The sequence below is a fragment of the Bradyrhizobium sp. genome, assembly GCF_022844465.1.
GTDB lineage: Bacteria > Pseudomonadota > Alphaproteobacteria > Rhizobiales > Xanthobacteraceae > Bradyrhizobium.
On the sequence record NZ_JALHLP010000010.1, the window covers coordinates 89,338 to 104,179 of the forward strand.

At 64.8% G+C, this 14,842-nt stretch carries 8 protein-coding genes, 2 tRNA genes and 1 pseudogene; 9 read left to right on the forward strand and 2 right to left on the reverse strand.

Annotated elements, in window-relative coordinates:
* The first annotated feature begins 9 nt into the window (after positions 1-9).
* The 4 genes from Q0D31_RS16350 to Q0D31_RS16365 all read left to right on the forward strand — a co-directional run bounded on the left by Q0D31_RS16350 (position 10) and on the right by Q0D31_RS16365 (position 7,152).
* On the forward strand, positions 10-3,156 hold the full coding sequence (locus Q0D31_RS16350) for an efflux RND transporter permease subunit (protein WP_291853094.1): 3,147 nt from the start codon (positions 10-12) through the stop codon (positions 3,154-3,156).
* Positions 3,157-6,261 carry an efflux RND transporter permease subunit gene (locus tag Q0D31_RS16355; protein WP_291853097.1) on the forward strand — a complete coding sequence of 1,035 codons (3,105 nt, stop codon included), beginning with the start codon at positions 3,157-3,159 and terminating at the stop codon, positions 6,259-6,261.
* Between the two features lie 34 nt (positions 6,262-6,295).
* Positions 6,296-7,030: a tRNA-uridine aminocarboxypropyltransferase gene (locus Q0D31_RS16360; protein WP_291853102.1), complete on the forward strand. Its 735-nt coding sequence runs from the start codon at positions 6,296-6,298 to the stop codon at positions 7,028-7,030.
* A 48-nt stretch (positions 7,031-7,078) separates the two neighbouring features.
* Positions 7,079-7,152, forward strand: a tRNA-Cys gene (locus tag Q0D31_RS16365).
* Between the two features lie 59 nt (positions 7,153-7,211).
* Here the strand turns inward: Q0D31_RS16365 and Q0D31_RS16370 are convergent.
* Entirely contained in the window at positions 7,212-7,391 is a 180-nt protein-coding gene (locus Q0D31_RS16370) for a hypothetical protein (protein ID WP_291853106.1), read from the reverse strand.
* Positions 7,392-7,640: 249 nt separating this feature from the next.
* Here Q0D31_RS16370 and Q0D31_RS16375 point away from each other — a divergent pair.
* Positions 7,641-7,894, forward strand: a pseudogene (locus Q0D31_RS16375) (hypothetical protein).
* Between the two features lie 73 nt (positions 7,895-7,967).
* Here the strand turns inward: Q0D31_RS16375 and Q0D31_RS16380 are convergent.
* Positions 7,968-8,042 (reverse strand) — tRNA-Asn (locus tag Q0D31_RS16380).
* Positions 8,043-8,234: 192 nt separating this feature from the next.
* Between Q0D31_RS16380 and Q0D31_RS16385 the strand changes: the two genes are divergently transcribed.
* The 4 genes from Q0D31_RS16385 (at position 8,235) to Q0D31_RS16400 (ending at position 14,774) form a co-directional block, all read left to right on the forward strand.
* Positions 8,235-8,900 carry a protein-L-isoaspartate O-methyltransferase gene (locus tag Q0D31_RS16385; RefSeq protein WP_291853109.1) on the forward strand — a complete coding sequence of 222 codons (666 nt, stop codon included), beginning with the start codon at positions 8,235-8,237 and terminating at the stop codon, positions 8,898-8,900.
* Between the two features lie 236 nt (positions 8,901-9,136).
* Complete coding sequence (locus tag Q0D31_RS16390) at positions 9,137-10,543, forward strand: TolC family outer membrane protein (RefSeq protein WP_291853112.1); 1,407 nt, start codon at positions 9,137-9,139, stop codon at positions 10,541-10,543.
* A gap of 309 nt (positions 10,544-10,852) precedes the next feature.
* Complete coding sequence (locus Q0D31_RS16395; RefSeq protein ID WP_291853115.1) at positions 10,853-11,602, forward strand: DUF2497 domain-containing protein; 750 nt, start codon at positions 10,853-10,855, stop codon at positions 11,600-11,602.
* Positions 11,603-11,912: 310 nt separating this feature from the next.
* Positions 11,913-14,774, forward strand: coding sequence for a valine--tRNA ligase (locus Q0D31_RS16400; RefSeq protein WP_291853119.1), 2,862 nt, complete (start codon positions 11,913-11,915; stop codon positions 14,772-14,774).
* Positions 14,775-14,842: the final 68 nt, after the last annotated feature.

Consider the following 14,842-nt stretch of genomic DNA (forward strand, 5'->3'; position numbering starts at 1 on the left):
AGCGCGACCATGAGCGTCTCCGAACCGTTCATCCACCGGCCGATCGCGACCTCGCTGTTGGGCGTCGCGCTCATGATCGGCGGCGCGCTTGGCTATTGGGCGCTGCCGGTTTCGGCGCTGCCGCAGGTCGATTTCCCCACCGTGCAGGTGACGACGCAATTGCCCGGCGCCAGCCCCGACGTGATCGCGTCGCTGATCACAGCGCCGCTGGAGCGCCAGCTCGGGCAAATTCCTTCGCTGTCGTCGATGCAATCGACGAGTTCGTTTGGCGTCAGCCAGATCGCGCTGCAATTTGATCTCAACCGCGACATCGACGGCGCGACCCAGGACGTGCAGGCCGCGATCAACGCAGCGGCGGGAATCCTGCCGAGGAACCTGCCGTATCCCCCAGTTTACGCCAAGGTGAATCCGGCCGACGCGCCGGTCCTGACGCTGGCGTTGACCTCGGAGACGGTTTCGCTGCGGGCCATGAGCGATATTGCCGACACCGTTCTGGCGCAGCGGCTCAGCCAGATTTCCGGCGTCGGGCGGGTCGCGGTGCTGGGCGGGTTGAAGCCTGCGGTGCGGGTACAGGCCGATCTGGCGAGGCTGGCTGCCTACGGTCTCTCGATGGAAGATCTGCGCCTGGCCATCGCCGGCGCCAACGTGTCCGGGCCAAAAGGTTCACTCGACGGCGCGCGGCAGGCCTACACCATTGCCGCCAATGACCAGATCGCGGCGGCGGACGCCTACAAGCCGATCATCATCGCCTATCGCAACGGATCGCCCGTCACCATTGGCGACGTTGCCGTCATCGTCGACGGGCTGGAAAACAACCGCACCGGCGGCTGGTACCAGGGCACGCCGGCCGTGATCATCGACATCCAGCGCCAACCGGGCGCCAATGTGATCGAGGTGGTCCGGCAGATCCGCGCCGAAATCCCCAAAGTGCAGCGCGCGATCCCCGCCGGCGTCAATCTGACCATCGTCTCCGACCGCACCGTCACCATCCGCGCCTCGGTGCGCGACGTGCAATTCACGCTGATCCTGAGCGTGGTTCTGGTCACGCTGGTGGTGCTGTTGTTCCTGCGGTCGCTGCGCGCGACGCTGATTGCGGGCGTGGCGCTGCCGCTGTCTTTGATCACCAGCTTCGGCATCATGTACTTCGCGGGCTTCAGCCTCGACAATCTGTCGCTGATGGCCTTGACGATAGGTACCGGCTTCGTCGTCGACGACGCCATCGTCATGATCGAGAACATCGTCCGCCATATGGAGGACGGCGAATCCGTCATGGAGGCGTCGCTGAAGGGCGCCAGCGAAATCGGCTTCACCGTGATCTCGCTGACGGTATCCTTGGTAGCGGTCTTCATTCCCCTCCTGTTCATGTCGGGGTTGGTCGGGCGCATGTTCCGCGAATTCGCGCTCACCCTGACGATCGCGGTGGTGACCTCGGCGATCGTCTCGCTGACCCTGACGCCGATGATGTGCTCGCGACTGTTGAAGCACGCCGGCGAGGAGATGACGGTTCCGGGGCTCGCCGCCGTCAGCCGCGGTATCGAACGCATGGTCGCGTTCTACCATCGCACGCTGCTGATGGTGCTGCAGCGCCAGCGCGCCACGCTGCTGGTGACGTTCGCCACCATCGGCGCCACCATCGGTCTGTACGTGATTGTGCCCAAGGGCTTTTTGCCGGTGCAGGACACGGCCTCGATCACGGCTGTGACCGAGGCCGGGCCCGACGTTTCGTTCGCGGAGATGCAGAACCGGCAGGCGATCGCGGCGGCAGCCATTCAGGCCGATCCTGATGTCGTCGGGGTGGTTTCCGTGATCGGCGCAGGAACAGTCAATCCGACCGCCAATGTCGGACGTCTGGTGATGGCGCTAAGGCCGCGCGGCGAACGCCGCGACGACGTTACGATCGTGATCGACAGGTTGAAACGGCGCACGGCGTCGATCCCCGGCATGACCATCTATTTCCAGCCGGTGCAGGATGTTCAGATATCGACCAGGTCGAGCCGCTCGCAGTACCAGTACACGCTGACCGGTACCGACGCCGCGGAGGTGACGTCGTGGTCGAAACGGCTCGTCGCCGAAATGCGTCGTGATCCCTTGTTCCGCGACGTCTCGTCGGAAGCGCAGGAGGAGGGGTTGCGCGCCGCGCTCGACATCGACCGCCAGCGCGCGGGGCAGCTCGGCGTCAGCATTCAGGCGGTGAACGACGCGCTCAACGACGCTTTTGCGCAACGGCAGATTTCGACGATCTACGGTCAGGCCAATCAGTATCGCGTGGTGCTGGAGGCGATGCCAATCTACCAGCGCGATCCGTCGGTCCTTTCAAAGATCTATCTGCCCGGCGCTGCCGGGGCCGCCGGCGCGCCGGGCGCCCAGGTGCCCTTGTCGGCGGTGGCGACGCTGACCCGCACCACCGCGCCGCTGGCGATTTCGCATTACGCGCAATTTCCGGCCGTCTCGCTCAGCTTCAACCTCGCGCCCGGCGCAGCGCTGGGCGATGCGGTTGAGGCGGTTAAGGCGATCGAAGGTCGAATCGCCATGCCCGGCAGTATCGTCGGCGTGTTCGCGGGCGATGCGGCCGAATTCTCCAGGTCGCTCGCAGGGCAACCATGGCTCATCCTGGCGGCGATCGTCACTGTCTACATCGTGCTCGGCGTACTCTATGAGAGCTATATTCATCCGATCACCATTCTCTCGACGCTGCCTTCGGCGGGCGTCGGCGCGATCCTGGCCCTGATGCTGTTCGGCCAGGACCTTTCCGTCATCGGCCTGATCGGCATCATTCTCTTGATGGGCATCGTCAAGAAGAACGCGATCATGATGATCGACTTTGCGCTGGACGCGGAGCGCCATCAGGGGATGTCACCCCATGACGCCATCGTGCAAGCCTGCCTGCTCCGGTTCCGCCCCATTATGATGACGACGCTGGCCGCGCTGTTCGGAGCGCTGCCGCTGGCGATCGAAGGCGGCACCGGCGCCGAATTGCGTTTTCCGCTCGGCATTTCCATCATCGGCGGGTTGCTGCTGAGCCAGTTGCTGACGCTGTACACGACGCCCGTCATCTATCTCGCACTCGACCGCTTCAACCGCAAGATCCAGAACAACGCGCCGGAAGCTGGACCGCGCCTGCCGCCGAACGCCGGCGCCACCGAGGGGATGCAGTAGATGGCATCGATCTCGGGGCCGTTCATCCGCAGGCCGGTCGGCACCACGCTGCTGGCGATCGGGCTGTTTCTGGTCGGCATGGTCGCCTACGTATTCCTGCCGGTGTCGGCGGTTCCCAATATCGATTTTCCGATGATCCGTGTTTCTGCCAGCCGCCCCGGCGCGGACCCGTCGGTGATGGCGGCGACGGTCGCCGCTCCGCTGGAGCGGCGGCTCGGCCAGATCGCCGGCGTCGACCAGATCACCTCGACCAGTTCGCTCGGCGTCACCAGCATCCAGCTTCAGTTCGCGATCGGGCGCAATATAGATCGCGCCGCGCGCGACGTGCAGGCTGCCATCAACGCCTCGCTGGCCGATCTGCCGACCGATCTGCCGTCGTTGCCGAGGTTCCGCAAGGCCAATCCCGCGGCCGCGCCGGTGCTGGTGCTGGCGCTGACCTCGAAGACACTCACGACCAGCGCCATGTATGATGTGGCCGATACCGTGGTCGCGCAGCGCATCTCGCAGGTGCCGGGCGTCGGCGACGTCATCGTCAGCGGCGCGGACCAGCCGGCGGTGCGCATCGCGCTCAACCCGGTCGCGCTTTCGAACGCGGGGATCTCGACCGACGACGTGCGGCTCGCGATCATCAACGCCAATCCGCTGGGGCCGGTCGGGATTTTCAACGGCGATCGCCAGAGCGAGACGATCTCGACCAACCTGCAAATGCGCGCCGCGGCCGAGTTCCGCGACATCATCGTCAAGAGCTCGGGTGGCAATTTCGTCCGTCTTTCCGACGTCGCCGAGGTCGAGGATTCCGTCCGCAACAGCCGCTCGATCGCCTGGTTCAACAAGCAACCGGCGGTGCTGATCCAGATCACCAAGCAGGGCGACGCCAATGTGATCGACACCGTCGACCGGGTGAAGGCGTTGCTGCCGGAGCTGAAGCAATGGTTGCCCGGCGGCGTCGAGATTTCGACGCTGGTCGACCGCACCGGGACCATTCGCGCCAGTGTGCTCGACATGCAGTTTACGCTGCTGGCGACCGCCTTCCTGGTGATGGTAGTGGTGTTCGCATTCCTGCGGCGGATGACGCCGACGATCGCGGCCGGCGTCTCGGTGCCGCTGGCGCTGGCGGGCACCTGCGCCGGCATGTGGCTGGCCGGATTCTCGATCGACAATCTGTCGCTGATGGCGCTCGCGATCTCGGTCGGCTTCGTGGTCGACGACGCCATCGTCATGATCGAGAACATGTACCGCAACCTCGAACGGGGCATGGCGCCCTATCCGGCGGCGGTGGAGGGCGCCAAGCAGATCGGCTTTACGGTGCTCTCGATCAGCCTGTCGCTGGTCGCGGCCTTCACGCCGCTGATCTTCATGGACGGGATCGTCGGCCGGCTGCTGCGCGAGTTCTCGCTGACCTTGACGTTTGCCATCGTGGTTTCGACCGTGGTGTCGCTCACGGTCACCCCGATGATCTGCGCGCACTACATCAAGCAGGCGACCTCCGACCGGGCGACCTGGTTCGACCGCCTGGTCGAGGGCACGCTGTCGCGCATCGTGGCCTTCTACACCTGGACGCTGCGGGCTGTGATGAATTTCCCGTTCCTGACGCTGCTGGTGTTCTTTGCAACCATCGCGCTGACGGTGGTGCTCTATATCAAGATACCCAAGGGTTATTTTCCGACCGACGACAGCGGCTTCGTCATTGGCGCGACGCGCGCTTCCCCCGATACGTCGTTCCAGGCGATGTTGGCGCTGCAGCAGCAACTGGCCGACATCGTGATGGCCGATCCGGCCGTGGCCGGCGTCGGTTCTTCCCTCGGCGGCGTCGGTGGTCCCGGCGGCGGCGGCGCCAACCGCGGCACGATGTTCATCAGCCTGAAGCCGCCGGAGCAGCGGGCGGGCCTGTCGACCGCGCAGGTGATCGACCGGCTGCGCCGGAGCCTCTACCGGGTGCCTGGTATCCGCCTGTTCATGTTCGCCGCGCAGGATATCCGCACCGGCGGGCGACAAAGCGATTCCGACTATCAATATACGCTGTCGAGCACCGACCTTGATCTGCTGCAGAAGTGGGCGCCGCTGGTCGCCAAGCGTCTGGAAACCGTGGCGGGCATTACCGACATCTCCAGCGACCGCGATTCCGGCGGGCTGCAATTGTCGCTGGTGATCGATCGCAAGATCGCGTCGAGCCTAGGCGTTCGGGTCCAGGACATCGACAACGCCCTGAACAACGCCTTCGCGCAGCGCCAGATTTCGATCGTCTATACCCAGCGCAACCAGTACATGGTGGTGCTGGAAATCGACCCCAGGTTCCAGGGCGACCCTTCCAGCCTGGAGCGCATCTTCGTCGCCGGCGCCAACAACACCGAGATTCCGTTATCGACCATGGTGCGCTACCAGCGCGGCCTGGCTCCGTTGGCCGTATTTCACTCGCAATCGTTCCCCTCGACGACGCTCTCGTTCAATCTTCTGCCCGAGGTGCCGCTGGAGGTCGCGACCTCGAACATCCAGCGCGCGGTCGACGAACTGCATATGCCGGAAGGCATCCGCGGCAGTTTCGACGGCAGTGCGGGCGATTTCAACCGAACCAGCGGACGCCAACCGCTGCTGATCCTGGGCGCGCTGGTGGCGATGTACATCGTGCTCGGCGTGCTCTACGAGAGCCTCGCCCACCCGATCACGATCATTTCCACCTTGCCGTCGGCGGGGCTGGGCGCGCTGCTGGCGCTGCAGCTGACCGATACGCCGCTGACGATGATCGCCTTCGTCGGCATCATTCTCCTGATCGGCATCGTCAAGAAGAACGGCATCATGATGGTCGATTTCGCGCTGGATGCCGAGCGCAACCGCGGCCTGGCGCCCCGCGATGCGATCTTCGAGGCCTGCCGCGTCCGTTTCCGGCCGATCTTGATGACGACGATGGCGGCGGTGTTCGCCGGCATTCCCCTGGTCGTCGCCACCGGCCCCGGCACCGAACTGCGCCGGCCGCTTGGCATCACCATCATCGGCGGATTGCTGGTCTCGCAGGTCCTGACCCTGTACACGACGCCGGTGATCTATCTCCTGATCGACCGGCTGCGGCGGCGGTTCCGATCATCCCCGGTCGCGGCGCCGGCCGAGTAGTTGAATTACCGGCCACGAAGCGTATAGCGGGCGGATGTCAGAACAAGCCAGCCCGAAGACCGAGGCTGCCGCGGAGGTGGTCGCCGACTGCGCCCGCTGCGGCAAGCCGCTCCCGCTATGCGTTTGCGACAGCGTGACGCCCATCCAAAGCCGGATATCGCTGCTGATCCTGCAGCATCCGCAGGAACAGGACCGGACGCTCGGCACCGCGCGGCTGACCGCGCTCCACTTCGGGGCTAACGCCGTGCTCAAGATCGGCCTGTCCTGGCCCAGCCTGGCGAAGGCGCTGGGGCGGCCGGTCAACGATCCCTCGCGCTGGGCCGTGCTCTATCTCGGCTCCGCCAGGGTTGCCGATCTCGACACCGACGCCGAGATCGTCGCCATCAACCGCAAGGGCGAGGTCGAGCCAGGCCAGCGCGCCATCCTCAGCGGTATCGAAGGTATCGTGCTGCTCGACGGAACCTGGAGCCAGGCCAAGGCGCTGTGGTGGCGCAATGCCTGGATGCTGAAATGCCAGCGGGTCATCCTCGGGCCCAAGCTTCCCTCGCGCTACGGCAAGCTGCGCAAGGAGCCGCGCGGCGACGGCCTGTCCACCATCGAGGCCGCAGCGCTGCTGCTTGCGGGGATCGACAAACGGCCCGATATCGCCGAGACGCTGATCGGGAGTTTTGAGCGGATGCTGGCGCGATACCGGGAAGTGCAGGCGGAAATGCCCGAACTCGCGCCCAAGCCGAAGAAGAAGGATTACCGCCGCCGCAAGCGCGCCTGACCCTCGGTTGCCTATCCCTGGCCGGGCGTATATGAGTTCGGCCGATGGGGCCACGTGGCGGAGTGGTTACGCAACGGTCTGCAAAACCGTGTACACCAGTTCAATTCTGGTCGTGGCCTCCATCCACATAATCAATCAGTTGGACCAATCATATCAGGGGCCGCCGCAAGTTCGTCCGCGGTCAGGAAGTGGCATACCAGCCCTCCGGAAACGGAACCAGCGGCCAGCGGGTCAGATTGTCGTTGGCGGCGCGCGGAACCAGGCGATGAGGCGGGGAGCGAACCATCACGTCATCCTCCGGCGCTGGCGCAATGGCCGTCTGCACGGCTTCCAGCAACAGGTCGAATTCCACTTCGCTCATCGCACTCTCCGGGTTGGAGAGGCAATTTTCGCAAAAGGGTTTTGTTTCCAGATTGAACGGACCGCTCGATTCTTAGAGATTCGAGCAATCATCGCCAACTTGGTTACTGAAGTGTTGAGTTCAAACTCACCCAAGGTAGCTTTGCGTACCGGGCAAGTGTGAGCGGAATCACATTCTTCAGGAGACAGATCGCGTATCCGGCTAGGTGTCGCTCGCCTTTTCAGGCGAGCCTGTCAGGGAGATGCGGTCATGAAGGCAAGATTTGCACGAAGTGCGGCGCCACTCAGCCGCGCCGGTCGGGCTCGACGGTCGGTTTCCTGCTCACGCTGATGGCGACTGCATCGGCGACCGCGCAGGGCACCCCGGAGCAACGCCGGGCCTGCACGCCTGACGTCTACCGGCTTTGTGCCGGCGAGATTCCCAACGCCCGGGCGATCACATCCTGCCTGCGGCGCCAAAAGGGGAACCTGAGCCAGGCCTGCGCGGCGGTGTTCGAACAGTGAGGACAGCCTGCGCTTTGGCGGCCGGTCTCGTCCTTACCTGTTTGAAACGGACATGTTTGAAAGCTGAATTTGCTGGCTCCCCGGGCTGGATTCGAACCAGCGACCATTCGATTAACAGTCGAATGCTCTACCGCTGAGCTACCGAGGAACAGGCGAACCGATGTTCGCGAGCGGGCAGCGTATAACAAAGCCTTCCGGGCTTGCAAAGGACCAAATGGCCGGCTCGATGCCGCCAGCGTTGCCGTCTTCGGCTGTGTTGCGTTTTGCCGGAGCTTGGACCAAAGATGGCCCGGTTTCAGCGCTCCCGGCGGCAACGCCGCTTGCTTTCAGGGTTTGGCCAATGTCCGCTTTTGCGATCGCGCGCCAGAAGATGGTGGATGGGCAGGTGCGTCCCAGCGACGTCACCGATATCAGGATTATCGATGCGATGCTGGCGGTGCCGCGCGAGGCCTTTGTCCCCGAAAAATCCAGGGCCCTGGCCTATCTGGACCTCGACCTCGAGGTCAGCGAAAGCGCGTCGGCCAGGCGTTTCCTGATCAAGCCGGTGGTGCTGGCGAAAATGCTGCAGGCCGCCGAAATCAGGCCATCCGACCGTGTGCTGGTGGTGGGCTGCGCCAGTGGCTATGCGGCCGCCGTGATCGCCCGATTCGCCGCAGAGGTGACGGCCACCGAGAGCGATCCGGCGATGGCGGCGAAGGCAAGGGACATCCTGGCCCGAATCGGGGCTGAAAACGTCACGGTGCGGATCGCCTCGGCGGCGGATGGCGATCCCGCGAACCCGCCCTATGACGTCATCGTGCTGAACGGGGCGACCGAGATCGTGCCGGAGCGGCTCAACCGGCAGCTGCGTGACGGAGGCCGGCTGGTCGGGGTCTTCGCCATGTCGCAGCCTCCGCGGGCGACCATCGTGACCCGTTCGCACGGGGATTTCGGGCACCGGACGCTGTTCGACGCGACGGCTCCGGTGTTGCCGGGCATGGTGCGCGCGCCCGCCTTCGTCTTCTAGCCGGTCGGCCGTTCCCACGCCCCGGCCCGGTTCCCCGCGCCCCAAAAATACTATTCGAAATCATAGGTGTGGCCGGATTGCCCCACGTGAGGAGTTTCGGCGATGTTTGCCTGCGCAGGTAGTTTCGCCGGGCGCGCGGGCAGACTAAGGTCAGGCGCGACTAAGGTAGATCAGGGCTTGGTTAGGTCATCTCTGTGATGATGTACCGACGAATAAGAATGAACGGATTGCCAGGAATGCTCGGAGTGAAGGCATTAGCCGTGGCCGCCGCTTCGGTGTTCCTGCCGCTGGCGCTGGGCTCGGTGTCGGCGCTCGCCGATACGATCGAGGCCGCGCTGGTGCGCGCCTACCAGAACAATCCGCAGCTCAATGCTCAGCGCGCCCAGGTGCGCTTCACCGACGAGAACGTGCCGCAGGCGCTGTCGGGTTATCGCCCGAGGGTTGCGGTCACCGCGAGCGCGGGCTTTCAATACACGGACACGCTGAGCACCGCTGGCGGCAACGCCAACACGCTGGTGCGCACCATCACCAACGGGACCAATGCGCCGCGCAGCGTCGGCACCACCGTCACGCAGACGCTCTTCAACGGACAGCAGACCGCGAACCGGACGCGGGTGGCGGAGAGCCAGGTGTCGGGCGCGCGCGAGGCGCTGCGGGCGCTCGAACAGACCGTGCTGCTGCAGGCCGCCACTATCTACATGGACTATTTGCGGGACTCCGCCATCGTCGAGGTCCAGAAGAGCAACGTGCGCGTGCTGGAGCAGACGCTGAAGCAGACGCGCGACCGCTTCAATGTTGGCGAAGTGACGCGTACCGACGTGGCGCAGTCGGAGGCGCAACTGGCTGCGGGCAAGACGCAACTGCTGACTGCGGAAGCCAACCTGACCACGACGCGATCCAACTTTCGCCGCATCATCGGCAACGAGCCTCAGGCGCTCGCGCCGGGGTCGCCGGTCGATCGTTACCTGCCTTCGACCCTGCCAAGCGCCGTCGAACTTGGTCTGACGCAAAATCCCAACGTCACTGCGGCGATGTTCGGCATCGACGTCAGCTACCTCCAGGTCAAGGTGGCCGAAGGCGCGCTGTTGCCGACCGTGACGCTGCAGGGCTCGGTGCAGCAGACCTATGAAAACACCCTGACAATATATCGCTCGTTCGGCGCCTCCGCGACCGCGCAGCTTTCGGTGCCGATCTATCAGGGTGGTGCGGAATACGCGCTGATTCGCCAGTCCAAGGAATCGGTGGCGCAGCAACGGCTCGTGCTCGAACAGACCCGGGATCAAACCCGCGCCAACGTGGTCACGGCATGGGGACAGCTGGTTGCCGGCAAGGCGCAGGTGCAATCGGCGCAGGCGCAGGTGGCGGCGTCCGAAATCGCGTTGAACGGCGTGCGCGAGGAAGCAAAGGCCGGGCAGCGCACCACGCTCGACGTCCTGAATGCGCAGCAGGCACTGGTGAATGCGCGCGTTGCGCTGGTCACCGCGCAGCACGGCCGCGTGGTTGCTTCCTATTCTGTGCTGGACAGGGTCGGGCGGTTGTCCCCGACCGTGCTTGGCTTGCCGACGGCGGTCTATGATCCGAGTGTGCACTACCATCAGGTGCGCGACAGCTGGGCCGGCGTTCGCACGCCCGACGGCCGCTGAGGTCTGAACGAATTGCCGCTTGCGGGGGCGAGCGGCGACGCCAGCGGTGATTCGGGCGCTTTGCTTGCAATCAATTATGGCGATGACGTACCCTTGACGGGGTGGGCTGAGCGATTCGCGTGGCGTGCTTGCATCTGGCGGGCGTGCGCGGGATTGCGTCGAGGGGAACAGGACCCCCGCGCTGATTGCGCCGGGCGGGCTTGATCTGGGGACAAGTCAGGCTTGTGCGATGAAAATCCCGGCCTGCATATCCGGAACCAGCGATTCCCCCGTGGCTTTGTGTAAAGTGCTTTCGATGTGGAGTCGGAGATGACGCAACCTGCAAAGGTCGAAGAGCCCTCGATGGAGGAGATTCTGGCGTCGATCCGTCGTATCATCGCCGACGACGAAGCCAAGCCTGCTGGCGCCGAGAAGCCCGCCGGTGCCGCTGCCGTCGCCAAGCCGGAGGCTCCGGCCAGGCCGGCGGTGATGAAGGATATTCCGCCTTCGGCCATCGCTCCCGCCGCAAAGCCGGCGGCCGCGCCGAAGGCTGCGCCGCCCCCGAAGCCCGCTCCGCCGCCTCCACCGCCGCCCGAACCGGCCGCCGTCAGCAACAACCAGGACGATATCGACGCGATGCTGGCCAACCTCGACGCTGTTGCGCCCGAGGTGGCCATCAGGCCGGCAGTAGAGCCCGACGCCGACGTGTTCGAGCTCACCGACGACATGGCGTTGCCGGATCCGCCCCCCGCCGCGCCGACCTTCAGCAAGCCGGAGCCGCGCGCCACCGTCGAATTTCCTGAAGTGAAGGCCTCGCGTCGCGAGCCGGGCTATGAGCCGCCACCGTTCGAAAGCGCGCAGCCGGCGCGGCAAATCCTGTCGCACTCGACCATTTCGGCCGTCGAATCCGCTTTCAATTCACTGGCCAACACCGTGCTGAGCAACAATGCGCGGACGCTGGAGGATCTGGTCAAGGAGATGCTGCGCCCGATGCTGAAGTCCTGGCTCGACGACAATCTGCCAGGGCTGGTGGAGCGGATCGTCAAGGCCGAGATCGAGCGGGTTTCGCGCGGGCGCTAGCCCGGTTGCAAGCGCAGGTTCGCTCCGAGCAGCAGGGTGCAACCTTGCTTGCCTCTCAGGAAGAGGCGCTCCACAAACCAACCATGGAGCGCACGTGGTCAGGCGTCATCAAACCCAGGCTATCTCGCGCCCAAATGCGCGCCAGCGGCCGCTGTCAGGTTGACTTGAGGCGCTGCGGCGGCTTTCTAGGGACCGTCCGGTGCCGATCACATCCGAACCGGGCGCTAGCTCGTTGTTTTGACGCGTTTTCTTTGGGAGAACCGGCGACGGATTGGCCCGAAAACGCCCCTAACAGCCCGATTGCATGGCCATGATCGAGAAAAACTACCAGCCCGCCGATATCGAAAGCCGCGTGTCCCGACTCTGGGAGGAGAGCGGCGCGTTCAAGGCCGGCCGCGCCGAACGGCGGGACGCGGCGCCCTTCACCATCGTGATCCCGCCGCCGAACGTGACCGGCTCGCTGCACATGGGCCACGCGCTCAACAACACGCTGCAGGATATTCTCTGCCGCTTCGAGCGGATGCGTGGCCGCGACGTGCTGTGGCAGCCCGGCACCGATCACGCCGGGATCGCGACCCAGATGGTGGTCGAGCGGCAGTTGATGGAGCGTCAGGAACCCGGCCGGCGCGACATGGGCCGCGCAAAATTCCTCGAACGCGTCTGGCAGTGGAAGGCCGAGAGCGGCGGCGTCATTGTCAACCAGTTGAAGCGCCTTGGCGCCTCCTGCGACTGGTCGCGCGAGCGCTTCACCATGGACGAGGGGCTGTCGCGCGCCGTCGTCAAGGTGTTCGTCGAGTTGCATCGCGCCGGGTTGATCTACAAGGACAAGCGGCTGGTCAACTGGGATCCCAAGCTGCTCACCGCGATCTCCGATCTCGAGGTGCAGCAGGTCGAGGTCAAGGGCAGTCTCTGGCACCTGCGCTATCCGATCGAGGGCGCGGCCTTCAACCCCGACGATCCCGCGACCTTCATCGTGGTCGCGACGACGCGGCCAGAAACCATGCTGGGCGATACCGCAGTCGCCGTACATCCGGACAACGAGCGTCTCGGGCATCTGATCGGTCGCCACGTAATCCTGCCGCTGGTCGGCCGCCGCATCCCTGTTATTGGCGACGACTACGCCGACCCCGAAAAAGGTTCGGGCGCGGTCAAGATCACGCCGGCGCACGACTTCAACGATTTCGAGGTCGGCAAGCGTCATGGCTTGCCGCAGATCAACGTCTTCGACCGCGAGGGCTGTCTGGCGCTCAACGAGAACGAGGACTATCTGCGCGGATTGCCCGAAGGCGCGCTGATGCTCGCGGAAGAGCTGCACGGCGTCGACCGCTTCGTGGCACGCAAGCAGATCGTGGCGCGGTTGGAAGATTTTGGCTTCCTCGAGAAGATCGAGCCCAACACCCATGTGGTGCCGCATGGCGACCGCTCCAACGTCGTCATCGAGCCCTATCTGACCGACCAGTGGTACGTCGACGCCGCGACCATGGCGCAGCCGGCGATCGCCGCGGTGCGCTCAGGCGCGACCGCCTTCGTTCCGAAGAACTGGGAAAAGACCTATTTCGAATGGATGGAGAACATCCAGCCCTGGTGCATCTCGCGCCAGCTCTGGTGGGGCCACCAGATTCCGGCCTGGTACGGGCCTGACGGCAAGGTCTTCGTCGCCGAGACCGAGGAGGAGGCCGTCGGCAACGCGCTCGGCTATTACGTCGAGCAGGAAGTCATCACGGAAGAACAGGGCCGCGAGATGGCGCTCGACCCGGCCAGGCGCGAGGGCTTCATTGTCAGGGACGAGGACGTGCTCGACACCTGGTTTTCCTCCGCCCTGTGGCCCTTCTCGACGCTCGGCTGGCCCGAGAACGAAATTGACGTCCAACGCTATTACCCGACCAACGTTCTGGTCACGGGATGGGACATTATCTTCTTCTGGGTCGCCCGGATGATGATGATGGGTCTTCATTTCATGAAGGAGGCGCCGTTCTCGACCGTCTACATCCATCGCCTGGTTCGCGACGAGAAGGGCGCGAAGATGTCGAAGTCGAAGGGCAACGTCATCGACCCGCTCGGCGTCATCGACGATTTCGGCGCGGACGCGTTGCGCTTTGCGCTGGCGCGCGGCGCGGCCCACAGCCACGACATCAAGCTGTCGCCGCAACTGGTCGAAACCAACCGCAATTTTGCGACCAAGCTCTGGAATGCCTGCCGCTTCGCCGAGATGAACGGTTGCGAAAAGCCCGGTGGATTTGATCCAGCGGCGGCAACGGAAACCCTGAACCGCTGGATCGCGCACGAAACCTCGCGCGCGGCGCGCGAGGTCTCCGAGGCGATCGAGAGCTATCGCTTCAACGACGCCGCCAACGCCATCTACCGCTTCGTCTGGAACGTTTATTGCGACTGGTATCTCGAACTCGCCAAGCCGGTGCTGCTGGGCGGGGAAGGCGCGGCCAAGACCGAGACCCGCGCCATGGTGGCCTGGGCGCGCGACGAGATCCTGAAACTGCTGCATCCGTTCATGCCTTTCATCACCGAGGAACTGTGGGCGGTGACGGCCAGGCGCGAGGGTCTGCTGGTGCTGGCCGAATGGCCGCGCAAGCCCGGTGCGGTCAGCGCCGAGCAGGTCGCGGCGATGGCGCTGGCCGGATCGGGCGATGCAATGGTGGCGCTGGCCGCATTCGACGTCGGTGATTTCAGCGACCCTGCGGCCGAAGCTGAAATCGGCTGGGTGGTCGATCTCGTCACCGCCATTCGTTCGCTGCGCTCGGAAATGAACATTCCGCCGGCGACCCTGATCCCGCTAGCGCTGTCGGGGGCGTCAGCCGAAACCAGGGCGCGCGCGCAGCGCTCGAGCGATACCGTCAAGCGCCTGGCGCGGCTCTCCGATGTCACCTTTGTCGACCGCCCGCCGGAGGGCGCGGTGCAACTGCTGGTGCGCGGCGACGTCGTAGCGCTGCCGTTGAAAGGCGTGATCGACTTTTCCGCGGAAGAAGCCCGGCTCGAGAAGGAAATCGCCAGGGCCGACGCCGACATCAAGCGGGTGGACGCCAAACTATCCAACGAAAAGTTCGTCGCCAACGCCCCGGACGAGATCGTCGAGGAGGAGAAGGAAAAGCGCGCAGCGGCTGTGGAGCGAAAGGCCAGGGTTCTGGAAGCGCTGGAGCGGCTGAGGAGCGCGGCGTAACCACCAATCCGTCATTGCGACCCGTTGGCTGTCCGCGGTGACGCTCGCCGCGATGCATGCCGGTTTTG

Bases quoted from the DNA above. Each gene is read 5' to 3' on its own strand.
- Q0D31_RS16350 (WP_291853094.1), top strand. From the start codon at position 10: ATGAGCGTCTCCGAACCGTTCATCCACCGGCCGATCGCGACCTCGCTG.
- Q0D31_RS16355 (WP_291853097.1), top strand. From the start codon at position 3,157: ATGGCATCGATCTCGGGGCCGTTCATCCGCAGGCCGGTCGGCACCACG.
- Q0D31_RS16360 (WP_291853102.1), top strand. From the start codon at position 6,296: ATGTCAGAACAAGCCAGCCCGAAGACCGAGGCTGCCGCGGAGGTGGTC.
- Q0D31_RS16370 (WP_291853106.1), bottom strand. From the start codon at position 7,391: ATGAGCGAAGTGGAATTCGACCTGTTGCTGGAAGCCGTGCAGACGGCC.
- Q0D31_RS16385 (WP_291853109.1), top strand. From the start codon at position 8,235: ATGTCCGCTTTTGCGATCGCGCGCCAGAAGATGGTGGATGGGCAGGTG.
- Q0D31_RS16390 (WP_291853112.1), top strand. From the start codon at position 9,137: ATGCTCGGAGTGAAGGCATTAGCCGTGGCCGCCGCTTCGGTGTTCCTG.
- Q0D31_RS16395 (WP_291853115.1), top strand. From the start codon at position 10,853: ATGACGCAACCTGCAAAGGTCGAAGAGCCCTCGATGGAGGAGATTCTG.
- Q0D31_RS16400 (WP_291853119.1), top strand. From the start codon at position 11,913: ATGATCGAGAAAAACTACCAGCCCGCCGATATCGAAAGCCGCGTGTCC.